The sequence below is a fragment of the Zunongwangia sp. HRR-M8 genome, assembly GCF_027594405.1.
Lineage (GTDB): Bacteria > Bacteroidota > Bacteroidia > Flavobacteriales > Flavobacteriaceae > Zunongwangia.
On record NZ_CP115161.1, the window covers coordinates 2,704,983 to 2,726,337 of the forward strand.

General features: G+C 34.1%; 23 protein-coding genes and 1 other RNA gene. 11 read left to right on the top strand and 13 right to left on the bottom strand.

All coding sequences use genetic code 11. The annotated features are described in order from the left end of the window. Positions 1-94: 94 nt before the first annotated feature. Positions 95-1,711, bottom strand: a complete 1,617-nt coding sequence (locus PBT89_RS11620) for an ABC-F family ATP-binding cassette domain-containing protein (RefSeq protein ID WP_270062056.1) — start codon at positions 1,709-1,711, stop codon at positions 95-97. Between the two features lie 167 nt (positions 1,712-1,878). On the opposite strand from PBT89_RS11620, the gene PBT89_RS11625 reads away from it, so the two are divergent. Beyond that, complete coding sequence (locus PBT89_RS11625) at positions 1,879-3,294, top strand: TlpA family protein disulfide reductase (protein ID WP_270062057.1); 1,416 nt, start codon at positions 1,879-1,881, stop codon at positions 3,292-3,294. Positions 3,295-3,419: 125 nt separating this feature from the next. Here PBT89_RS11625 and fsa read toward each other — a convergent pair whose 3' ends face one another. The 3 genes from fsa to ffs form a co-directional block, all read right to left on the bottom strand. Then, positions 3,420-4,076 (bottom strand): fructose-6-phosphate aldolase, encoded by a 657-nt coding sequence (gene fsa, locus PBT89_RS11630; protein ID WP_270060720.1) that lies wholly within the window; start codon positions 4,074-4,076, stop codon positions 3,420-3,422. 68 nt (positions 4,077-4,144) lie between these two features. After that, positions 4,145-4,963, bottom strand: a complete 819-nt coding sequence (locus tag PBT89_RS11635) for an SDR family oxidoreductase (protein ID WP_270062058.1) — start codon at positions 4,961-4,963, stop codon at positions 4,145-4,147. A gap of 42 nt (positions 4,964-5,005) precedes the next feature. Then, positions 5,006-5,104: signal recognition particle sRNA small type (gene ffs / locus PBT89_RS11640), an RNA gene on the bottom strand. Positions 5,105-5,192: 88 nt separating this feature from the next. Between ffs and PBT89_RS11645 the strand changes: the two genes are divergently transcribed. Then, positions 5,193-6,260 (top strand): glutaminyl-peptide cyclotransferase, encoded by a 1,068-nt coding sequence (locus PBT89_RS11645; protein WP_270062059.1) that lies wholly within the window; start codon positions 5,193-5,195, stop codon positions 6,258-6,260. 1 nt (position 6,261) lies between these two features. Then, the gene (locus PBT89_RS11650; RefSeq protein ID WP_270062060.1) at positions 6,262-6,675 is read left to right on the top strand and encodes an acyl-CoA thioesterase; all 414 of its coding nucleotides are present in this window, start codon (positions 6,262-6,264) and stop codon (positions 6,673-6,675) included. Here the strand turns inward: PBT89_RS11650 and PBT89_RS11655 are convergent. Continuing rightward, positions 6,672-7,115, bottom strand: a complete 444-nt coding sequence (locus PBT89_RS11655; protein ID WP_270062061.1) for a hypothetical protein — start codon at positions 7,113-7,115, stop codon at positions 6,672-6,674. The genes PBT89_RS11650 and PBT89_RS11655 overlap by 4 nt on opposite strands. Then, positions 7,105-7,686 carry an RNA polymerase sigma factor gene (locus tag PBT89_RS11660; RefSeq protein ID WP_270062062.1) on the bottom strand — a complete coding sequence of 194 codons (582 nt, stop codon included), beginning with the start codon at positions 7,684-7,686 and terminating at the stop codon, positions 7,105-7,107. Before PBT89_RS11660 ends, PBT89_RS11655 begins: the two co-directional genes overlap by 11 nt. A 145-nt stretch (positions 7,687-7,831) precedes the next feature. On the opposite strand from PBT89_RS11660, the gene PBT89_RS11665 reads away from it, so the two are divergent. Further along, the gene (locus PBT89_RS11665) at positions 7,832-8,173 is read left to right on the top strand and encodes a DUF6249 domain-containing protein (RefSeq protein WP_270062063.1); all 342 of its coding nucleotides are present in this window, start codon (positions 7,832-7,834) and stop codon (positions 8,171-8,173) included. 58 nt (positions 8,174-8,231) lie between these two features. Here the strand turns inward: PBT89_RS11665 and glyA are convergent, their stop codons facing one another. Continuing rightward, entirely contained in the window at positions 8,232-9,506 is a 1,275-nt protein-coding gene (glyA, locus tag PBT89_RS11670) for a serine hydroxymethyltransferase (protein ID WP_270062064.1), read from the bottom strand. A gap of 108 nt (positions 9,507-9,614) precedes the next feature. Between glyA and fahA the strand changes: the two genes are divergently transcribed. Beyond that, the gene (fahA, locus tag PBT89_RS11675; RefSeq protein ID WP_270060712.1) at positions 9,615-10,904 is read left to right on the top strand and encodes a fumarylacetoacetase; all 1,290 of its coding nucleotides are present in this window, start codon (positions 9,615-9,617) and stop codon (positions 10,902-10,904) included. A 54-nt stretch (positions 10,905-10,958) separates the two neighbouring features. On the opposite strand, the gene PBT89_RS11680 is transcribed toward fahA, so the two are convergent. Next, positions 10,959-11,174, bottom strand: a complete 216-nt coding sequence (locus PBT89_RS11680; protein WP_270062065.1) for a hypothetical protein — start codon at positions 11,172-11,174, stop codon at positions 10,959-10,961. 121 nt (positions 11,175-11,295) lie between these two features. Then, positions 11,296-11,691 carry a bacillithiol system redox-active protein YtxJ gene (gene ytxJ / locus PBT89_RS11685; protein WP_270062066.1) on the bottom strand — a complete coding sequence of 132 codons (396 nt, stop codon included), beginning with the start codon at positions 11,689-11,691 and terminating at the stop codon, positions 11,296-11,298. Between the two features lie 178 nt (positions 11,692-11,869). Here ytxJ and clpB point away from each other — a divergent pair, with 178 nt between their 5' ends. After that, positions 11,870-14,473 carry an ATP-dependent chaperone ClpB gene (gene clpB, locus PBT89_RS11690; protein ID WP_270062067.1) on the top strand — a complete coding sequence of 868 codons (2,604 nt, stop codon included), beginning with the start codon at positions 11,870-11,872 and terminating at the stop codon, positions 14,471-14,473. An 81-nt stretch (positions 14,474-14,554) separates the two neighbouring features. Here clpB and PBT89_RS11695 read toward each other — a convergent pair whose 3' ends face one another. Then, the gene (locus PBT89_RS11695) at positions 14,555-14,740 is read right to left on the bottom strand and encodes a CsbD family protein (RefSeq protein ID WP_270060709.1); all 186 of its coding nucleotides are present in this window, start codon (positions 14,738-14,740) and stop codon (positions 14,555-14,557) included. Positions 14,741-14,854: 114 nt separating this feature from the next. On the opposite strand from PBT89_RS11695, the gene PBT89_RS11700 reads away from it, so the two are divergent. Continuing rightward, the gene (locus tag PBT89_RS11700) at positions 14,855-15,955 is read left to right on the top strand and encodes an esterase-like activity of phytase family protein (RefSeq protein ID WP_270062068.1); all 1,101 of its coding nucleotides are present in this window, start codon (positions 14,855-14,857) and stop codon (positions 15,953-15,955) included. A gap of 3 nt (positions 15,956-15,958) precedes the next feature. Beyond that, positions 15,959-16,501, top strand: a complete 543-nt coding sequence (locus tag PBT89_RS11705; RefSeq protein ID WP_270062069.1) for a phosphoglycerate mutase family protein — start codon at positions 15,959-15,961, stop codon at positions 16,499-16,501. A gap of 75 nt (positions 16,502-16,576) precedes the next feature. Here PBT89_RS11705 and PBT89_RS11710 read toward each other — a convergent pair whose 3' ends face one another. Further along, positions 16,577-17,977 carry an NAD-dependent succinate-semialdehyde dehydrogenase gene (locus PBT89_RS11710; protein ID WP_270062070.1) on the bottom strand — a complete coding sequence of 467 codons (1,401 nt, stop codon included), beginning with the start codon at positions 17,975-17,977 and terminating at the stop codon, positions 16,577-16,579. A 232-nt stretch (positions 17,978-18,209) separates the two neighbouring features. Between PBT89_RS11710 and PBT89_RS11715 the strand changes: the two genes are divergently transcribed. Both PBT89_RS11715 and PBT89_RS11720 read left to right on the top strand, forming a co-directional pair. Continuing rightward, complete coding sequence (locus PBT89_RS11715) at positions 18,210-18,971, top strand: class I SAM-dependent methyltransferase (RefSeq protein WP_270062071.1); 762 nt, start codon at positions 18,210-18,212, stop codon at positions 18,969-18,971. A 1-nt stretch (position 18,972) separates the two neighbouring features. Next, positions 18,973-19,503: a DUF4269 domain-containing protein gene (locus tag PBT89_RS11720; RefSeq protein ID WP_270062072.1), complete on the top strand. Its 531-nt coding sequence runs from the start codon at positions 18,973-18,975 to the stop codon at positions 19,501-19,503. Here PBT89_RS11720 and PBT89_RS11725 read toward each other — a convergent pair. Then, entirely contained in the window at positions 19,495-20,238 is a 744-nt protein-coding gene (locus PBT89_RS11725) for a DUF6503 family protein (protein ID WP_270062073.1), read from the bottom strand. The genes PBT89_RS11720 and PBT89_RS11725 overlap by 9 nt on opposite strands. 143 nt (positions 20,239-20,381) lie before the next feature. On the opposite strand from PBT89_RS11725, the gene smpB reads away from it, so the two are divergent. Continuing rightward, entirely contained in the window at positions 20,382-20,843 is a 462-nt protein-coding gene (gene smpB / locus PBT89_RS11730; protein WP_270060703.1) for an SsrA-binding protein SmpB, read from the top strand. A gap of 33 nt (positions 20,844-20,876) precedes the next feature. On the opposite strand, the gene PBT89_RS11735 is transcribed toward smpB, so the two are convergent. Next, entirely contained in the window at positions 20,877-21,221 is a 345-nt protein-coding gene (locus PBT89_RS11735) for a hypothetical protein (protein ID WP_270062074.1), read from the bottom strand. Positions 21,222-21,355: the final 134 nt, after the last annotated feature.

Genomic DNA, 21,355 nt, shown 5'->3' on the forward strand with positions numbered 1-21,355 from the left:
CAAGTTATATCATTTGATAAAATTTGTTTGTTTAGCCAGAAAAGCCTGAAGTACAACTTCAGGCTTTTTATATTTTATAGTCAAATTCCCTAATTTAAGAATACATTTTATCACGTTGTTCTTTAATTTTAGAATCACTCATATACTCATCAAAAGTCATATAACGATCTATTACCCCGTTTGGCGTAAGCTCTATAATTCTATTTGCTACAGTTTGTGCGAATTCGTGATCATGAGTGGTAAGCATTACTGTTCCTTTAAAATTCTTCAAAGAATTATTGAAAGCGGTAATAGATTCCAGATCCAAATGGTTTGTTGGCTCGTCTAACATCAATACATTGGCTCTCATCATCATCATTCGGCTTAACATACAACGTACTTTTTCACCACCAGATAATACGTTACTAGTTTTTAACGCTTCTTCCCCACTAAACAACATTTTCCCCAAGAAACCACGAATAAAAACTTCTTCTCTTTCTTCTTCTGTTTTGGCATATTGTCTTAACCAATCGACAAGGGTAAGATCGTTTTCAAAAAACTCTGAGTTATCTAAGGGAAGATAAGATTGTGAAGTAGTTACACCCCAATTATATTTTCCTGATACTGGCTCTTCTTTACCGTTTATAATTTCGTAAAACGCAGTAGTTGCCCGGCTATCTCTAGAGAAAACAACTACTTTATCTCCTTTAGATAAATTAATATCTACGCCACTAAATAAGGTTTCTCCCTCAATAGAAGCTTCGAGCTTTTCTATATTTAAAATTTGATCTCCTGCCTCACGATCTCTATCAAAAATAATAGCAGGATAACGTCGACTAGAAGGCTTAATTTCTTCAATATTAAGCTTATCGATCATTTTCTTACGAGAAGTTGCCTGTTTCGATTTTGCAACATTGGCACTAAAACGCTGGATAAACTCCTGAAGTTCTTTCTTTTTCTCTTCAGCTTTCTTATTCTGCTGAGCACGTTGCCTTGCAGCCAATTGTGAAGATTCGTACCAAAAAGAATAATTACCACTAAAGTGATTTATTTTACCAAAATCAATATCAGATATATGAGTACAAACGGCATCTAAAAAGTGACGGTCGTGAGATACCACGATAACAGTATTATCATAATGAGCAAGGAAATTCTCCAACCAACTAATAGTTTCATAATCCAAATCGTTAGTAGGCTCATCCATTATTAAAACATCAGGATTACCAAAAAGGGCCTGCGCTAACAACACACGTACTTTTTGCTTACCATCCAGGTCTTTCATTAATGTGTAATGATGCTCAGTTTTAATTCCTAAATTAGATAAAAGCGAAGCGGCTGCACTATCGGCATTCCAACCATCCATTTCTTCAAATTGCACCTGTAGCTCTCCAATACGTTCGGCATTTTCATCGGAATAGTCAGCATATAATGCATCAATTTCAGTTTTAATTTCAAATAGCGGTTTATTTCCTCGTAAAACTGTTTCTAAAACCGGAAAATCATCATAAACATTATGATTTTGCTCTAGTACCGACATCCTTTTACCAGGCTCTAAATGTACATGCCCAGAGGTTGGATCTGATTTCCCTGATAATATTTTTAAAAATGTAGATTTACCGGCACCATTGGCACCAATAATTCCGTAGCAGTTCCCTTCAGTAAAAGTGGTATTCACTTCATCAAAAAGAACTCTTTTACCAAACTGAACCGAAAGATTTGAAACTGAAAGCATAAATTCCTTTAAATTTTTGGCAAAAGTAGCATATATTGTACACTTTCTAAAAGATTAACGTTTATAAAATTCCTTTTAACTCGTACTTAACATGCAAGGTTTTTGGCACAATCTATATTTGCTGTTAATAGAAATCAGTTTTAGCTATGGTTATATAATTTTTTAGGATGAGAAAATTTTTACTTTTCAGTATTATTTCTTCAGTGATCTTTTTCATTAGCTGCAAAAATGACAGAGCTAATAATGAGAACATTTATATTGGGGGTAAAATTATTAATCCAAATACTAATTATGTAATAATATCTAAGGGTCAAAAACCGGTAGATACCGTCCAGCTAAACGAAAATAATGAATTCGGAAAATATCTTCCCAAACTAGATGCCGGGATTTACACTTTTCAGCATAATCCCGAAAATCAGATTGTATATCTAGAACCCGGTGATAGTATTATTGTATGGGTTAATACTTACGATTTTGACCAATCCCTTAATTTTAGCGGTAGAGGAAGCGAAGAAAGCTCTTTTTTACTTGACTTATTTTTAAGAAATAGAGCGAACAACAATCTGGTATTAGACTACTACAAAATTAAACCTGAAAAGTTTAAAAAAATTAGCGATTCTATACATCAAACCAGAATGGCTGAATTTGACCGAAAGGTTAAAGATTACGATCTAAGCGAAAACTTTCTAGAATTAGCGAAACAAAGTATCGATTACGAATTTTACGACCTACGCGAGCGCTACACTTATCTTATCAAGAAATATCATTCAGATTATACCGATCTTATTCCGGAAGATTTCAACAGTTATAGAGATTCTATAGATTTCAATAATAAGCTTCTTCAAAATTACTACGTTTATACCAATACTATTGATGATTACCTGCGTACAAGAGCTTTAGAATATTGTATCGAAAAACATAAAGATAGAGATTGTTACAATATTTCTAATTTCCAAAATGTAAAACGAAGAGCAACGCTTATAGATTCACTTTCGAATACACCTTCAATCAAAAATAAATTTCTTGATATACTTCTTAGTAAAGCAGTTACCATGACCTCTAATGAAGAGGACTTGGAAAGAGTGTTAGATTTTGCTAAATCAATAAATTATGCGAATCTTGATGAAATAAATAAGCTTGCTGAAATTCAGACCAATTATTTTATAGGAAAATCTATTGCAGATTTCACCATCCTAGATGATAATGGAAAAGAGATGACTTATAAGGATATTATAGATAGAAAAACAATTGTATACTTTTGGTCCACCAATAATGCGAGACGTTATTTATGGCAATTTAAAACTATCCAAGATTTGCGAGAAAAATATCCTGAATTAGATTTTATAGGAATAAATCTAGATATAGGACAGCATAAAAAATGGCTACAGGTTATGGAGGAAAATAATTACGATACCTCCAACCAGTATCAACTATCAAATAGATCATTTGATGAGCATGTTGCTACTAAATATCTATATCGAATTAACTTCTTAGACAAAGATGCCGTTATCGTAAAAGGTGATGAAGCACTAAGCACCTCAGCTGAATTTGAATCTAAACTTCTGGAATTTATAAATAACTAAAAAAGAAAATTACTTATAAACTTCACTTATTAATTAACTTACAGCAAAGCTGATTAATTAAAAAGTAGCATATAAAAAAAAGCTGCCAAAAGGCAGCTTTTTCAATGTATATATTTTAGGAAATACTACTCGTTTCCTTTTTTATAATCAGCTAAGAATTTCTCCAATCCTATATCTGTTAAAGGGTGTTTTAATAATCCTTCGATAGAAGAAAGTGGTCCTGTCATTACATCTGCTCCAATTTTTGCACAATCAATCACGTGCATGGTGTGACGTATTGATGCTGCTAAGATTTCTGTTTCATAACCGTAGTTATCATAAACCAATCTAATTTCTTCAATCAAGTTAAGACCATTAGTAGAAATATCATCTAAGCGACCAAGGAAAGGAGACACATAAGTTGCTCCCGCTTTTGCAGCTAATAACGCTTGTCCTACAGAAAATACTAAAGTACAGTTAGTCTTAATCCCTTTATCGCTAAAATATTTAATAGCCTTAATACCTTCTTTAATCATTGGCACTTTAACGATAATCTGATCGTGAAGTGCAGCAAGCTCCTCACCTTCTTTTACAATTCCGTCAAAATCTGTAGAGATAACCTCAGCACTAACATCACCAGTTACGATTTCACAGATTTTCTTATAATGATTAATAATGTTTTCTCTTCCAGTAATTCCTTCTTTAGCCATCAAGGAAGGGTTGGTTGTTACACCATCTAAAACACCTAATTCTTGAGCTTCTCTTATTTGATCAAGATTAGCTGTATCAATAAAAAATTTCATATTACAGATTTTTTTAAGTTTATTATCAATTCAATTTAAGTGTAAAAATAACACTTTATCTATACAATTTATAATTTGTAATGATTCATTAGCATCTTCTCGTATGCTTTGTCTGGTAAAAGCTTTTTAAGAACAATACTTGCTTTTTGTAATAAATCACCAACTTTATAATGTCCTTTAGGCTCTTTTTCTTCTATAATTTTTAAAACAGCCTTGGCCATCATTTCTGGGTCCTGACCTTCATCCACATGCTCATTCATCAATTTAAGAGAATCTCCATAAGATTTAGCATAAGGAGAATCTTCTAAAACCGGGACATGATATCGACCAGAAGCGATATTAGTCGCAAAATCTCCAGGAGCAACACACGTCATTTTTATATTAAACCCTTTCACTTCCATCCTAAACGCTTCTGTAGCAATTTCTAATGCCGCTTTAGAAGCCGAGTAGATTCCGCGATAAGGTAATCCCATATATCCTGCTATCGATGTTATATTAATTATAAGGCCATTGTTTTTTTTGCGCATAGCTGGTAAAACCGCTTTACAAACATTTATAGGACCGTAAAAGTTAGTTTCAAAGGCATTACGAATTTCCGATGTCGGGGTTTCTTCTAGAGGTCCTGTAATCCCTACACCTGCGTTATTAATTAAAATATCAATTCGACCTTCTTTATCTAAAACTAAATTTACTGCTTTAAAGATACTATCTTCCCGAGTAACATCTAAATCTATTAGATTAAAATTTGATGATTTTCCGGTAGAATTTCTACTAGTGCCGTAAACCTTAAAATTATGCTGAGTTAGATAGTCTCCTATTGCTTTACCGATACCTGAAGATCCGCCGGTAATTAAAACTACTTTTTGAGAGAAAGTATCTGTTTTCATAGCGCAAATATGCGATTATTTTTCTTAATTTCCAGATACAAAAAAAGGCAAGTAACCCACATCACACCGCTGCGACCACTTACCCTTGCTGCGTTCCCGCCCTGGGGGATTCAGCAGGAGCTGGTTGTGTGGGACTTGCCGGGTGCAAATATACAATCTTTAGTACTTCTGGCAAGCATTTTTTAAACAGAATTAGTTAATTTAGCCATATAAAATAGGACTTTAGAAGATGATGAAATTTAAATCTCTGTTAATCTTAACATTAGCTTTTTTATATTTTTCCTGCGGAAGTAATTCGGGATCAAAAAATTCTTCATTTAAGATAAAAATTGAAGGAAATAAAAAAGAATTTAAACTCGGCGAACGCATTTCAGGACAAATTGAAAACAAAAAAGAGTTCAAAATAGATTCAGTTGTTGTGCATTTAAATACTGAAAAGGCTACCGCAAAATCACCAAACTGGTCATTTAATTTTTCTTTGGAAGACGAGAAATTAGGTAATCAAACGCTAGAAGCTGAAGTTTTTTATGAAGGTAAAAAGGATACAACTACCAAATCGATCAAAATTTATAATAACGCAGCTCCAAAAGCTTACACTTACGAAATCGTAAACACCTACCCTCACGATCCTGAAGCTTATACACAAGGTTTAGAATTCTTAAACGATACTTTATATGAAAGTACCGGCGAATATGGCGAATCTGATCTTAGAAAAGTAGATCTAAAAACCGGAAAAGTTCTGGAAATTATAAAACTGGACGATTCAGTTTTTGGTGAAGGAATGACCATTTTCAAAAATCAAATTATTCTTTTAACCTGGAGAGCAAAAGAAGGTTATATCTATAATCTGAATACTTTTGAAAAAACAGGAACCTTCAGTTACAATCAAAGTAAAGAAGGCTGGGGATTATGCCATGACGGCGAACACATTTATAAAAGTGATGGTACCGAAAAAATCTGGTTACTAAATCCTGAAACTTTAGCTGAAGAAGATTACATACAAATTGCTACTCATAAAAATATAGTTTCTAAAATGAACGAATTAGAATGGGTAGATGGTGAAATTTATGCCAACACCTATCAAAAAGACGGTGTAGCAATCATCAATCCTAAAAATGGTGCTATAGATGGGCTTATTGATTTTAGAGGCTTAAGAGATAAATTAGGAAACAAAAACGAATTGGATGAAGCGAATCATGTTCTAAATGGTATCGCTTACAATCCTCACACCAAGCAATTATTTGTTACCGGAAAACATTGGGATAAATTATTTGAAGTGAAAATCATAGAAAAATAAAATGATTACCAAACCCCAAATTTTTGAACTAGAATTAAAAGTTACTGAATCTGATCTTGATGAACAACAGCACGTAAATAACGTGCAGTATGTGCAATGGATACAGGATGTAGCAAAAGGGCACTGGGAAGATCGAGCTTCTAAAGATCAAATAAAGGAATATTTTTGGGTGGTTGTTAGGCACGAAATCGATTATAAGCAGCAGGCTTTTCTAGATGATGAGATTTTACTACAAACTTATGTAGATGAAATTACCAATGTCACTTCCATTAGGCACGTGCTTATTAAGGACAAAAACACCGATAAGGTTTTGGTTAAAGCTAAAACTGTTTGGTGTTTACTAAAGCATGGTTCTAACAGACCGGCAAGAATTGATGAAGAAATGAAACTTTTATTTCAGGAAAAATCAGTTTAAGAAAATCGTTTATTTTTTATCCAGTTATTCAGTAGAAAAATTTCGAGTAAAAAATAACTCGTAAAAAGTGCTACGGAAATAGCCAAAAGATCGCTATTTAATATATCGATATTGGACATTTCAAAAGAGAAATTAAATACCGATTTAAATTCACTCCATTTATTGATCAATTTTTCTGAAGCTCCTACTGTTGAAGAAAAATACGAAGAAAACAACAATATCGCCACAAAGGCTGCGATCATTACCCAACCTTTTTTAGAAATTAATGGTTCGTATTTAATTTTATTTGCTAAAGTTTTGCCGGTTGTTGCTTCGGCTATTTTAATTTCAGAAAGATTGGTCATTACCTTATCGGTAAAATTAAAAGAAGGAGTTTCCAGACTGGATTCCTTGAAAATTTTCTTCGTAAATTCGTCTAATTTCCTTTCTTTATTTTCCATAATTCAGCAACATATCATTCGACAATCTTCTCTTTAAAATAACCGCCAATTGCTTACGGCTTCGGTATAATTTTACTTTTACGTTGGATACAGAAAGATTCATTATTTTAGCTATTTCTTTAACCGACTGATCTTCGTAATAATGTAAAGTTAGCAAAAAAGCATCGTCTTCATTCAGCATATTTATACAGCCAAGAATAGCCGTTTTCCGCTCTTTTTCTTCTAAATTGTTAATCGCATTGTCTAAATCTTCAATTTCAAAACCATTGTAAGCATCTACACTTAACTCTTTAAACCTACGCTTCTTGGCCTTTAGGAAATCGAGACAATTATTATAAGTTACTCGATACACCCAGGTCGAAAATTTTGCCTCTCCTTTAAATTTACTTAAAGATTTATAGATCTTCACAAAACTTTCCTGCGCCACCTCTTCGGCTTCTTCCCTATTTTTCAGCAATCTTAAACACAACGTAAAGACCATATTTTTATAACGATCAACCAGCACCGAGAATAATTGCTTATCTCCGCCCAGGATTTGATCGATGAGTAATTGGTCTTTTTTGATGGTCATTTAATTGTAGGACGACAACTAGGTAAATCTGGTTACAATAAATTTCTTCTTTCTTTTTCGAAATTATTTGTAACCTATTTTTGTAAAGTATCGTCTTAATTTTAGAAAGCGCTTAAAAATTCATTAATCATATAAAATTAAAAATATGGAACCTGTTATTATATGTATTTCCCTTTTTGCCTGCATCTTTGGTATTTTCTTCCTCTTTTTTCAAACGAGAAATAAAGAACGTCTTGCGCTTATCGAAAATGATAAAGATGCTTCGATATTTAAAGTAAGAAAAGATAGATCATCACCTGTTTGGGCAGTTATCCTACTTAATTTGTCACTTGTTTTAATGGGTGTCGGTTTTGGTTTTCTAATAGGTAACTTATTCGAAGCTTATACGGTACTAAACGATGATTTAGGATATATTGCCAGTTTATTCTTTACTCCCGGAGCATTTTTACTTTTAGGTTTTTACCTAACGCGTAAGATGAAATTATAAACGAACAAAAAAAGCTACCAAATTGGTAGCTTTTTTTTATAATATTGACAAATATCGCTTAAGCTTTAAATAACGGACGACCGTGCATTAAAGAATTTACTTCAGATTTTACTTCAGCTAATTTTGCATCATTATCGATATTCTTAATTACTTTATCAATCAATTCTACAATCTTAGGCATATCTTCTTCAATCAATCCTCTAGTGGTTACCGCCGCAGTACCAATTCTAATTCCTGAAGTTACAAAAGGTGATTTATCATCAAAAGGTACCATGTTTTTGTTTACTGTGATATCGGCTTTAGTCAACGCTTCTTCCGCTTCTTTACCACTTACTTCTTTGTTTCTTAAATCGATAAGCATAGAATGGTTATCGGTTCCGCCAGAAATGATCTGATAATCTTTTTCAACAAAAGCCTCCGCCATTTTCTTAGCATTTTTCTTAACCTGCACAGCATAATGTAAAAACTCATCTGTAAGAGCTTCTCCAAAGGCTACTGCTTTTGCAGCAATAATATGCTCTAAAGGCCCTCCCTGGTTTCCTGGAAAGATGGCACTATTTAAAAGTGAAGACATCTTTTTAAGATTTCCGTTCTTCAACTTCAAACCAAATGGGTTATCAAAGTCTTTACCCATCATAATAATTCCACCTCTTGGCCCACGAAGTGTTTTATGAGTTGTAGAAGTTACGATATGGCAATGTGGCATTGGGTCTCCAATTACGCCCTTTGCAATAAGCCCGGCAGGATGTGCAATATCGGCAAACAAAATAGCACCAATACTATCTGCAATTTCTCTAAAGCGTTTATAATCAATTTCACGAGAATAAGCCGAGGCACCAGCAATAATCATTTTTGGCTTTTCCTTTTCTGCAATTTCAGCTACTTTATCATAATCGATAAGTCCGGTTTCTTTATCTACTCCATAAAATACAGGTTCGTATAATTTACCAGAAAAATTTACAGGAGAACCATGTGTTAAGTGTCCACCGTGAGAAAGATCAAAACCTAAGAATTTCTCACCTGGTTTTAAACATGCCTGGAAAACTGCAGTATTGGCTTGTGATCCAGAATGTGGCTGCACATTTGCATACTCTGCTCCAAAAAGTTCCTTTAAGCGATCGATGGCTAACTGCTCTACTTCATCTACAACTTCACATCCACCGTAATATCTTTTACCGGGATATCCCTCTGCGTATTTATTGGTAAGTACAGATCCGGCAGCTTCCATTACCTGATCACTAACAAAGTTTTCACTCGCAATAAGCTCTAAACCATGCAGTTGACGTTCTTTCTCCTTCTCGATTAGATCAAAAATTTGTGTATCTCGTTGCATCTTAATTATTTACGTTAAATATTAATCAAAAGTAATAAATACATTCGGTTAATTACAGGAAAATAATATATTTGAATCAACTAGATTTTAACAAATTCTCATTTTTATATGTCTATTACCGCAAACGATCCTAACAGAAAAACCTGGCTAGATATTTCAAAGGATACCGATTTTCCAATTCAGAATATCCCTTTTGGTGTTTTTTTAACCAGAGATGATATTATCACTATCGGAACCAGAATTGGGGATTTTGCGATCGACCTTGGTGCATTACATCAACTAGGCTATTTTGAAGGTATTCCTTTAACCGATGATATTTTTCTTCAGGATACTTTAAATGATTTTATTTCTGATGGTAAAAAAACTTGGCGATTGGTTAGAAATCGTATTGCTGAGATTTTTGACGAGAAGAACGAAACTTTAAAAAATAATCAGGAACATCGCAATGTGGTTCTATTCACTTTAGATGAAATAGAAATGCAAATGCCCGTACAGGTTGGTGATTACACCGACTTTTACTCTAGTAAAGAGCACGCTACAAATGTAGGCAGTATGTTTCGTGATAAAGAAAATGCGTTATTACCAAACTGGCTGCACATTCCTGTAGGTTACCATGGTAGAAGTTCCTCAATAGTAACCAGTCACATCCCGATTCATCGTCCTAAAGGACAAACAATGCCTGAAGGTGCAAGCGAACCAGTATTTGGTCCCTCTAAGCAAGTAGATTTTGAAATGGAAATGGCATTTATTACCACCGATGCCAATTTGCTGGGAGAACCAATCCCTGTGGATGAAGCTGAAGAATATATCTTTGGAATGGTAATGTTTAATGATTGGAGCGCACGCGATATCCAAAAATGGGAATATGCTCCACTAGGCCCATTTTTAGCCAAAAACTTTGCCTCTTCTATTTCGCCATGGATCGTTACCATGGATGCTTTAGAACCCTTTAGAACTGAAGGACCAAAACCTGAAAAAGAGTTGATGTCCTATCTAAAATATACTGGAAATAAAAGTTTTGATATAAAACTGGAAGTATATTTAAAACCAGAGAACGGAGCTGAAAATTTACTTTCTAAAACAAACTATAAATACTTGTATTGGAATATGAGCCAACAATTGGCGCATCACACTATTAATGGATGCCCGGTAAATTCTGGCGACATGATGGCTTCAGGAACCATTTCAGGAGCAACACCAGATACTTATGGTAGTATGCTGGAACTTTCCTGGAAAGGTGAAAAGCCTATAGCTCTAGCAGATGGCAGTTCACGCAGTTTTATTAAAGATAATGACACCGTAATTATGCGTGGACACTGCGAAAATGAAAGCATAAGAATAGGTTTTGGTGAAATTAACACCAAATTATTACCAGTTTTTGAACCTAAAAAGAAGTAATATAACTTTAGTATATAAATAAAAAAAGCTGCCAAATTTGGCAGCTTTTTTTATTTATCCGATTCTACTATAGCTTCGAAATTCTCTCGACTCGCGCATAGTAGCTTCTAAAGCTTTTTTATCGTCGATGCTTCCACCACTCTTTCTATCCTCTGGAAGATTTGCTTCGCTGTGGTCTTGGAATTCTCGATCTTCTCTATTGGTTTCTTGACTCTTTTTGATGGCTTCCCATCTTTTTTCAAGTTCCTTAAAATCTATCTCTTTATCCATAACTTTGATTAATCTTTTTCGTCTGTTCAAAATTACGAATGATCATAATTTTTGCCAGATTGATTAATAATGTTTAACAATGGTTTCTAAAATTAAATTAAAAAAACTAATTATTCAAATTTTATAAAAAATCTTTAATATTCTGCACTTGTATATCTTGATGCGAACTGTGATGAACAACTTTTTTGCCCTGAAGTACGATGAGCTGTGGACTCTCGTGTCTTACCTTAAATCTTTCTGCAATTTCGTTAGAAATATCACGATGACTTAGGAGGTCTAAAAAGTATAATTTCACCTCTGCATCTTCAGGAATATCGTAAGAATTTTCGAATTGTTTTAACACCATTCGGCTAATTCCGCAGCGAGTAGAGTGTTTCAAAATCGCCACCAATTGGTGTTGAGATTCCATTTCTGCAACTTCTAATTGTGAAATATCAGTTAATGCAGTCCAATTCACCTTAGATCCATTTTTCGATTCCTTATCGCCTGCACCAAACATTTTATCAAAAATTCCCATACTTGTTTTTTTGCAAAGATAAAACCTTCAACCCGAATGCTTAACCCAAAAAACAATGTTTTATATATAATTAGCATTTATGACGTTTTGTCTTAAAATTCATTAAAAATAATGCCATTTTGTCTAATTATCGTTAGGGTATAGCATTTGCTATTTACAATCTGAAAAAGAAAAGACCATGAACTTTAATAATTTTACCATAAAATCACAGGAGGCTATCCAGCAAGCGCAACAGCTTGCTCAGGAGATGGGCCATCAGCAAATTGAAAATGAACATTTGTTTAAAGCGATTACCATTGTAGATGAGAATGTAACGCCATTTTTGCTGAAAAAATTGAACATTAACGTTAACCTTTTTACGCAAATTCTGGATAATACATTACAGAGTTTTCCAAAAGTTAGCGGCGGAGATATTATGTTGAGCCGAGAAGCCGGTAAAACAGTAAATGAAGCATCTAGCATCGCCAAAAAAATGAACGATGAGTATGTTTCTGTAGAACATTTAATTCTGGCTATTTTTAAATCATCTAGTAAAGTTGCACAAATTTTAAAAGATCAAGGTGCTACTGAAAAAGGATTAAAAGCAGCTATTGAAGAACTTAGAAAAGGAGATCGTGTAACTTCCCAAAGTGCAGAAGAGACATACAACTCCTTAAATAAATATGCAAAAAACCTTAACCAATTAGCTGAAACGGGGAAGCTGGATCCGGTAATTGGGCGTGACGAAGAAATTCGTAGAATTCTACAAATCTTATCACGTAGAACCAAAAACAACCCAATGTTGGTTGGGGAGCCTGGTACCGGTAAAACCGCGATTGCAGAAGGTCTAGCGCATCGTATTGTAGCTGGCGATGTACCCGAAAATTTAAAAGACAAACAAATTTTCTCTTTAGATATGGGTGCGCTTATTGCCGGAGCTAAATTTAAAGGAGAGTTTGAGGAACGCCTAAAAGCGGTAATTAAAGAAGTGACCGGCAGCGACGGAAACATCGTTCTATTTATTGATGAAATTCATACCCTTGTTGGTGCCGGTGGTGGCCAGGGTGCTATGGATGCAGCCAATATTTTAAAACCCGCACTTGCCCGTGGTGAGCTTAGAGCAATTGGTGCGACCACTTTAGATGAATATCAAAAGTATTTTGAAAAAGATAAAGCACTAGAGCGTCGTTTCCAAAAGGTAATGGTAGCAGAACCCGATACAGAAAGTGCAATTTCGATACTGCGCGGTATTAAAGAAAAGTATGAGCAACACCATAAAGTACGTATTAAAGACGAAGCTATTATTGCAGCGGTAGAATTATCGCAACGCTACATCACCAACCGATTTTTACCCGATAAAGCTATTGACTTGATGGATGAAGCTGCGTCTAAACTCCGTATGGAAATTAATTCGAAGCCTGAAGAATTAGATGTGCTAGATCGAAAAATCATGCAGCTAGAAATTGAGATTGAAGCTATTAAACGTGAGAAAGATGAAACAAAATTAAAATCATTACACGCCGATTTAGCCAATCTTAAAGAAGAACGTAACGAAATTCATGCACAATGGAAAAATGAAAAAGAGGTTGTAGATAATATTCAGAATGCAAAAACCGAAATTGAACAATACAAGCTTGAAGCCGATAAAGCGGAACGCGAAGGTGATTACGGAAAAGTAGCTGAATTACGTTACGGAAAAATAAAAGATGCTCAAGAAAAATTAGAGCGTCTTCAAAAAGAAGTTCAAGAAAAGGAAAGCGGAAAATCTTTAATTCAGGAAGAAGTTACCAATGATGATATCGCTGAAGTTGTTGCTAAATGGACAGGAATTCCTGTAACCAAAATGCTGCAAAGCGAACGCGAAAAGTTACTTCGACTAGAAGATGAGTTGCACCGCCGGGTTGTTGGACAGCAAGAAGCGATAGTAGCTGTAAGTGATGCAGTACGTAGAAGCCGTGCCGGTTTACAGGATCAAAATAGACCTATTGGTTCATTTTTATTCTTAGGTACAACCGGTGTAGGTAAAACGGAGTTAGCCAAAGCACTGGCCGAGTATTTATTTGATGACGAATCGGCCATGACTAGAATCGACATGAGTGAATATCAGGAACGCCATTCGGTAAGCCGATTGGTTGGTGCACCTCCGGGATATGTGGGTTATGATGAAGGCGGACAGTTAACGGAAGCAGTGCGACGTAAACCTTATTCGGTAGTTCTTTTAGATGAAATTGAAAAAGCACATCCAGATACTTTTAATATTTTATTACAAGTGTTAGATGAAGGGCGATTAACCGATAATAAAGGTCGTCTTGCAGATTTCAAGAACACCATCATCATTATGACTTCGAATATGGGAAGCCAAATTATTCAGGATAAATTTGAAAATATCCCTGATGTAGAAACTGCCATGGAAGCTGCAAAAACAGAAGTTCTTAGTTTATTAAAACAAAGTGTACGCCCAGAATTCATCAACCGGATCGACGATATTGTAATGTTCTCGCCATTAACGCAACAGGACATTAAACGAATTGTTGACCTTCAATTAAAAGGTGTCAAAAGGATGCTGGCAAAACAAAATATTGTTTTAGATGCTACTGAACAGGCATTGGAATTTTTGGCCAAACGAGGATTCGATCCGCAATTTGGTGCCAGACCAGTGAAGCGAACCGTACAAAAAGAGGTATTGAATAAATTATCGAAAGAGATTCTTTCAGGAAATATAAGCACAGATAGTATTATTCTCTTAGATGAATTTGATGATAACTTGGTATTTAGAAATCAGGAAGAATTAACTGAATCTTAATTTTTATAAATTAAAAGATTAATCATAAAAAAAGGGATCGCAATCGCGATCCCTTTCTTTTTTTAAGACTATCCGCCCTAATTACCACCTGTCAATTTCAGTTTTCAATTCTTCTTTAGATTTACCGGTTCTCTCCTGTAATCTACCAAGCATTTCATCAAATTTCCCTTCAGAATAGGTTGCATCGTCATCGGTTACTTTACCGTACTTCTGTTTAAATTCACCTTTTATCTGCTTCCATTTTCCTTCTAACTGATCATTATTCATAACATTTGTTTTTACTGGTTAACACTATAAAAGTACAACTAGAATTAACTGATTAATCATAAGGATTCGCCATATTTTACTTAAGCTTTTGTTATTTTTACCCTGAAAAAAATTATGATGAAGAAATTACCAATTTTAGCCATTTTAGGACTCCTTTTTTATTCCTGTGCCACAACAAATAAAATCGAAAATGATAGATTAAAAATCCGCTTTTTAGATGAATATGTAATCGATAAAGATCTTAAGATAGATGGCACTAAAGTTGGCGGATTATCTGGAATCGATTATAAAAATGGCAAATATTACCTTATAGTCGATACCCCCTCTGATGCGCGGTTTTACGAAGCTGAAGTTGATATTTCTTCTAATAAAATTGATACGGTAAAATTTAATAAAGCTGTTTTTATTGAAAAATCGGCTGATTTTTTTAATGATCATCCCTTAGATCCCGAATCAATTCGTTTTTTACCGGAAGAAAATAAGGTTTATATCACTAGTGAAGGGAACATTAATAACAAACAAGATCCTTCTATTTTTATCTTAAACGAAAATGGAAATTTTGAAGATGCTTTTAAAATTCCAGAACATTTTACAGCTACTGGCGAGCAGAAACCAAGACATAACGGTGTCTTTGAAGGTTTAACTGAAACGATAGATCAAAAAGGCATCTGGGTTTCTACAGAATTACCTTTAGAAAAAGATGGGCCTAAGCCAAAATTATTCCCTACAAAATCATTTACCAGAATCACTTATTTTGATAAAGATTCCAAAAAAGCCAGCAAACAATTCGCTTATAAGCTAGACGGAATTTCTAAAATCCCTTGGTTATATTTTGCAATTAATGGCGTTACCGAAATTTTAGAATATAAAAAAGATAACTTTTTAGTTTTAGAACGTGCGTATTCAGCAGGACATGGCTCTAAAAGTAATACCGTAAAGATATTTGATGTTGATGCTGAAAATGCTACTAATATTTTAAATCAAAATTCATTAAAAAAAAGCAATTTTAATTCTGCTAAAAAAAGATTAGTTTTTGATTTTAAATCGGTAAGAAATCAATTAACAGATAAGATTATTGATAATATTGAAGGTATTTGCTTTGGACCAAAATTACCGAATGGTAAACAGTCCCTACTTTTAATTTCAGATAATAATTTTAATAGCTTTACTAAGCAGCTCACACAGCTGATTTTATTAGAAATAGATATCAAATAAATCATGACCAGATCGATCACGTTATTAGTGCTTATGCTCACATTTTTGTTTTCCTGCCAAACTACGCCCGGAAATAAGAATGATATTAGCCAAAATAAGTCAGAGAAATCAACAACGTATTATTTTATAAGACATGCTGAAAAAAATACTTCAGACGCTAATAACAAAAACCCTGAATTAACTGCGGAAGGAAAACAGAGAGCTGAACATTGGAAAATGATTTTTGCTGAAGTAGACTTTGATGCGATTTATAGTTCAGATTTCATTAGAACAAAAGAAACAGCACTTCCTACTGCTGAAAGTAAAAATCTTTCAATAAAAATCTACGACCATAAAAACCTGAATTCAGCAGAATTCAGAAAAGCAACATTGGGTAAAAAAGTATTGGTAGTTGGTCATACCAATACTACTCCATATTTTGCCAATCGCACTTTAGGATACGATCATTTTGAAACTGATATTGACGAATCTGAACACGGCAAATTATTTATCGTACAGATTAATCCTAACGGAAAAAATTCTATTCAGGATCTTACAGTTAACTAAAAAAGCCGCGATATAAATCACGACTTTTTTCCAACCAATTGCGCTGTAACTAAATCCAGCGTCTTTTTATTTAGATTATCCTTCTAGGATATTTATTGCCTTAGTATTTACAAATTCTTTAATACCAAAACCTCCGTGTTCTCTACCGTAACCAGAATTTTTAACTCCTCCAAAAGGCATATTTGGTTGTGCTACACCAAATGAGTTAATAAACACCATTCCGGTATCAAAATGTTTCTCGGCTAGTTCGATCGCTTTTTTCTCGTCTTTAGAGAAAATTCCGCCACCTAGTCCAAATCTACTATCATTAGCAATTCTCATCGCATCTTCATCATCTTTTGCTTTAATAACAGATGCTACTGGCCCAAATAATTCATCGTCGTAAGCAGGTTGTCCTGGATTTACGTTCGCCAATACAGTTGATGGGTAAAAGAATCCGTCACCATCTGGAATTCCGCCACCACATAACACTTTAGCTCCATTCTTCACACTTTCTTCAACTTGGTTATGTAACTTCTCTCTTAGATCTTCACGAGCCATTGGTCCAATATCAGAATCTTTATCTGTTGGATCGCCCATTTTTACATTCTTCATTTTCTCGACAAAAGCTTCTAAGAAAGCATCATAGTTTTTCTCTGTCACTACAAATCTTTTTGCTGCAACGCAAGTCTCACCATTATTATAGGTTCTACCTTTTGCACTCCAGTTTACAGCAACATCGATATCTGCGTCATCTAAAACTAGATAAGCATCATTAGAACCAAGCTCTAGTACTGTTTTCTTTAAATTTCCTGCTGCTTTCTTAGCTACAGCTCTACCACCGTCGGGACTTCCTGTAAAAGTCACACCTCTTACAAAGTCATTATCAATAATATCATCAGACTGATCGTGATCGATAATCAATACGGTAAATAAGTTTTTAGGCAATCCGGCTTTTTCAAAAATTTCCTGAAGCATTAAACCAGATCCTGTTGTACCCTCAGCATGCTTAAGCAATACTCCGTTACCTGCCATCAAATTAGCAATAGCATAACGCACAACCTGATATGCAGGGAAATTCCATGGTTGGATTCCGTAGATCACACCAATAGGAGAATATGTAATTATCCCGCGTCCTCCACCTGGAAGTTTGCGTTCTGGCTCATTCGCTAATTCTTTTTGTCCGGTTTCTGCAGTATAATCACAAATACCTGCGCAAAGTTCAATCTCTTCTTCTGCCTGGGAAACAAGTTTTCCCATCTCGCTACTCATTAGCTTAGAGAACTCATCTTTATAATCTTTTAATGTGCTTCCTATCTTTTTTAGAACTTCTGCTCTATCGGCTAAAGAATGATGTTTCCATTTCACAAAAGCTTCGTGACATTTCTTAACCGCTTCACTCGCTTCTTCATTCGTCATTAACGGATAATCCTTAAGACTTTTACCAGTCGTTGGATTAACCGTTGTAATCGTTTTGTTTTCAATTAATGTACTCATAGCTTTTCAATTTTTTTCTAAATTACGCCGAAGTGAGTGGCTTTGCTTATAAAGCCCCGTTAAAGCTTTTTGAAATTGAAGTTAATTGAGATTTATTAACATAAAACGCACGTTCCTTAAATCTTATTTTGGATAATTAAGCTCGGTATTTTTGCCTAATTTTATTTTTTACAAAACACGGAATTTCTAACAGAGTCCTCTAGACGATACTCTAAAACCTAAATTTAAAAACATGGCAACATGGGATGCTACCTTATATAACACAAAGCACGATTTTGTTTTTCACTACGGAAGTTCGCTAATCGAACTTTTAAAACCGAAAGCAGGAGAACGAATTTTAGATTTAGGATGCGGAGCAGGGCAGCTAACCCAGCAAATTACAGATGCCGGTACTGAAGTTATTGGAATGGATGCTTCTGAAACGATGATTAAAAATGCGAAAACTCATTTTCCAAATATAAAATTCAAAGTTGGCGACGCGGCAAACTTTAGCTTCCCTAAAAAGTTCGATGCCATCTTTTCTAACGCTACCTTACATTGGGTGAAAAATTACCGTGCTGCAGCAAATTGCATGTTTAAAAACTTAAAGAACAACGGCCGACTAATAATAGAATTTGGAGGTAAAGGAAACGTACAGAAAATCGAGCAAACATTAAAAAAAGTTCTGCTAGAAAAAAACTATTCTAAACAAGCCAATATCGAGTTGTGGTATTTCCCCTCTGTTTCTGAATATACTCAGGTTTTAGAACAGGCTGGCTTCGAAGTACGCTTAGCAGAATTATATGATCGTCCCACAAAACTGGCCGATCCTGAAAGCGGAATCAAAGACTGGCTTTCGATGTTTGGCAAAACTTTTTTTGAAGGTATTCCTGAAAATGAATGCGACATCATCAAAAGTGAAGTACAATCCAGATTACAGTCTGAACTTTTAAAAGAAGATGGCTGGTATGCCGATTATCGCCGATTGCGAATTATTGCTTACAAAAATAGCTAATATGGATTTTAAAGATCTTGAATATTTAAGGACTGGAAGTAAAATCCAAAAGCTTGCGTATAAGAAGATTTTAGATCTAAGAATCATGGCTATATTAGCCGAATTTCAGCCTGTACTTACAGGAACCATTCCATTAGATATTGCGATCGCTTCCAGTGACCTTGATATTTCATGCTATGTAGAAAAGCATTCTGAATTTCAGGAAAAACTAATCGCTAATTTTGGTAATAAAGATGACTTCAAATTATGGGAAACTTCAAAATTTACAGAATTAGCCACCGTTTGCAGTTTTAAAGCTCGCTGTTTTGAAATTGAGATCTTTGGTCAAAATCTACCTGTAAGTCAGCAAAATGCTTATCGGCACGTGGTTATTGAGCATAAGATTCTTCAGGAAAAAGATAAAAACTTCCGAAGCGAAATTATAAAACTTAAAAACGAAGGCTTAAAAACCGAACCTGCTTTTGCAAAATTACTTCAACTAGAAGGTAATCCCTACCAATCTTTATTAGAAATCGAAAATCAATTATTCTGAAAGATCAACTTCAATATCTTCAGTAATAATTTCAGAAAATAATTCAAGTTCCCCTGCCTGATACAGATTGTCCAACTTTTCTAAAGGCGTAGAAAGATCTTTTTCAGCATAGTTTTTATAATCTACAAATCGCAATCCGTTAACTACTCTTGGATTAAACGCTTCTCGAAATCGTATCCCACCGCCATTTACATGATAACTATAGGCCAGATAATCTACTGTAAAAGAATCGGTGTTTATCCAATACATATATTCATCTTCGTAATCGGTGCCGCCACCTTCTTGATCAAAGCTTACTTTAATTTCGTAATATTCCTTATTTTTAATGCTATCCTTACCGATTAATTCTTTGTTTACAGCATCGCCTTCAAGTCCAAAAGGTAATTGCACAAAATAATGAACTGAATTTACTGAATTGGAGTACTTTTTAATTTCACGATCAGATAAAGAAACTGTGCTATCATTTACAATTCTTACAAAACCTTCATTACTTAAACGATCTGCAATATTGTTTCCTAAAGAATCTATCTGAAAACGTTCCAACTGATATTCTCCATTTTTCCGTTTACTTCTATATTTTTTATCTCTAAACTGAAATGTTATTTCTGCAGTTTTATAATTATCTCCTCCAGAAGCTTCTATGGCTTTATTTACAATTTGAGCAGGGCTAAGTTTTTTTTGATTGCAGGAAACAATAAATAGGATAACAATTATAAGTAGGGTATTTTTTCTCATAGACTAAAATTGTCGGCAAATATAGTAAATCCTTTCAGCAGACTTATATTTGAATTGAAATCGACCAGATTTATTACTTTTGTTTGTTACGATTTTTGTAAAAAGACCCAATATTCGTTTAAAGCTTAGTATTTTTGCTGACTATGAAGCAGGCAAACACAATCAATATAAAAAACCGTAAGGCTAAATTTCAATATGAATTTCTGGATAAATATGTCGCAGGAATAAAATTAGCCGGAACTGAAATAAAAGCTATTCGACAGGGTAAAGCTTCAATTGCCGAGAGTTTTTGCGAATTTCAGGATGGCGAGCTATATGTAATTAACATGCATGTAGAAGAATACTCGCACGCGACGCATTTTAATCACAATCCAAAAAGTGAACGTAAACTCTTATTACAAAAAAGAGAACTTAGAAAATTAGAGAAAGAAGTAAAAAATGGTGGTTTAACGATCATTCCGCTTCGCCTTTTTATAAATGATCGCGGCCTTGCTAAATTACAAATATCCTTAGCTAAAGGTAAAAAGCTCTATGATAAACGTGAAACTTTAAAGGATAGAGACAACAAACGGAAATTAGACCGCATAAAAAAGGAGTATAATTAAAACTATACTCCTTTTTAGTTTGGAAAAAATAATCTACTCTAACTCTCCGTAACTAAAAGCTTTTTCTAAATTGGCTTTTAATGTTTTACGATGGATAAAAAAGTCTTTATCATCAGTTCTTTTTAAGACCGCATAAGTTCCTTTTTTAGTCTCTTCTAAAGAAACAACTTCTACTTCAAGACCATTAAGTTTCTTATAATTTGGTCGCTCTCCCTGTTTAACTAAAAAATTAAGCTTCGGAAGTTTTAAAGATTGGAATTTTACATTACTTGATGATTTTAAAGTAAATGTATCTCCTTTTTCTACATTTTCAGGCTGTTGTGCAAAACCTAAGCCTGAAATCATTAAACATAAACTGAATAAAATTATAGTTCTCATTGCCTTCTTATTTTGAATCAAAACTAATCGTCTAAGCTTAAAATATTATTGGATTCAGATTAAAATGAGATTAGAAATCGTTAATTTATTAATAAAATAAACTTATTTTTATCAAATCATCAATAACTTAAAAT

Bases quoted from the DNA above. Each gene is read 5' to 3' on its own strand.
- PBT89_RS11705 (WP_270062069.1), top strand. From the start codon at position 15,959: ATGACCAGATCGATCACGTTATTAGTGCTTATGCTCACATTTTTGTTT.
- PBT89_RS11620 (WP_270062056.1), bottom strand. From the start codon at position 1,711: ATGCTTTCAGTTTCAAATCTTTCGGTTCAGTTTGGTAAAAGAGTTCTT.
- clpB (WP_270062067.1), top strand. From the start codon at position 11,870: ATGAACTTTAATAATTTTACCATAAAATCACAGGAGGCTATCCAGCAA.
- PBT89_RS11700 (WP_270062068.1), top strand. From the start codon at position 14,855: ATGATGAAGAAATTACCAATTTTAGCCATTTTAGGACTCCTTTTTTAT.
- PBT89_RS11725 (WP_270062073.1), bottom strand. From the start codon at position 20,238: ATGAGAAAAAATACCCTACTTATAATTGTTATCCTATTTATTGTTTCC.
- PBT89_RS11625 (WP_270062057.1), top strand. From the start codon at position 1,879: ATGAGAAAATTTTTACTTTTCAGTATTATTTCTTCAGTGATCTTTTTC.
- PBT89_RS11645 (WP_270062059.1), top strand. From the start codon at position 5,193: ATGATGAAATTTAAATCTCTGTTAATCTTAACATTAGCTTTTTTATAT.
- PBT89_RS11655 (WP_270062061.1), bottom strand. From the start codon at position 7,115: ATGGAAAATAAAGAAAGGAAATTAGACGAATTTACGAAGAAAATTTTC.
- PBT89_RS11650 (WP_270062060.1), top strand. From the start codon at position 6,262: ATGATTACCAAACCCCAAATTTTTGAACTAGAATTAAAAGTTACTGAA.
- PBT89_RS11715 (WP_270062071.1), top strand. From the start codon at position 18,210: ATGGCAACATGGGATGCTACCTTATATAACACAAAGCACGATTTTGTT.
- PBT89_RS11710 (WP_270062070.1), bottom strand. From the start codon at position 17,977: ATGAGTACATTAATTGAAAACAAAACGATTACAACGGTTAATCCAACG.
- fsa (WP_270060720.1), bottom strand. From the start codon at position 4,076: ATGAAATTTTTTATTGATACAGCTAATCTTGATCAAATAAGAGAAGCT.
- PBT89_RS11680 (WP_270062065.1), bottom strand. From the start codon at position 11,174: ATGGATAAAGAGATAGATTTTAAGGAACTTGAAAAAAGATGGGAAGCC.
- PBT89_RS11735 (WP_270062074.1), bottom strand. From the start codon at position 21,221: ATGAGAACTATAATTTTATTCAGTTTATGTTTAATGATTTCAGGCTTA.
- PBT89_RS11665 (WP_270062063.1), top strand. From the start codon at position 7,832: ATGGAACCTGTTATTATATGTATTTCCCTTTTTGCCTGCATCTTTGGT.
- PBT89_RS11720 (WP_270062072.1), top strand. From the start codon at position 18,973: ATGGATTTTAAAGATCTTGAATATTTAAGGACTGGAAGTAAAATCCAA.
- smpB (WP_270060703.1), top strand. From the start codon at position 20,382: ATGAAGCAGGCAAACACAATCAATATAAAAAACCGTAAGGCTAAATTT.
- PBT89_RS11635 (WP_270062058.1), bottom strand. From the start codon at position 4,963: ATGAAAACAGATACTTTCTCTCAAAAAGTAGTTTTAATTACCGGCGGA.
- PBT89_RS11695 (WP_270060709.1), bottom strand. From the start codon at position 14,740: ATGAATAATGATCAGTTAGAAGGAAAATGGAAGCAGATAAAAGGTGAA.
- PBT89_RS11660 (WP_270062062.1), bottom strand. From the start codon at position 7,686: ATGACCATCAAAAAAGACCAATTACTCATCGATCAAATCCTGGGCGGA.
- fahA (WP_270060712.1), top strand. From the start codon at position 9,615: ATGTCTATTACCGCAAACGATCCTAACAGAAAAACCTGGCTAGATATT.
- glyA (WP_270062064.1), bottom strand. From the start codon at position 9,506: ATGCAACGAGATACACAAATTTTTGATCTAATCGAGAAGGAGAAAGAA.
- ytxJ (WP_270062066.1), bottom strand. From the start codon at position 11,691: ATGGGAATTTTTGATAAAATGTTTGGTGCAGGCGATAAGGAATCGAAA.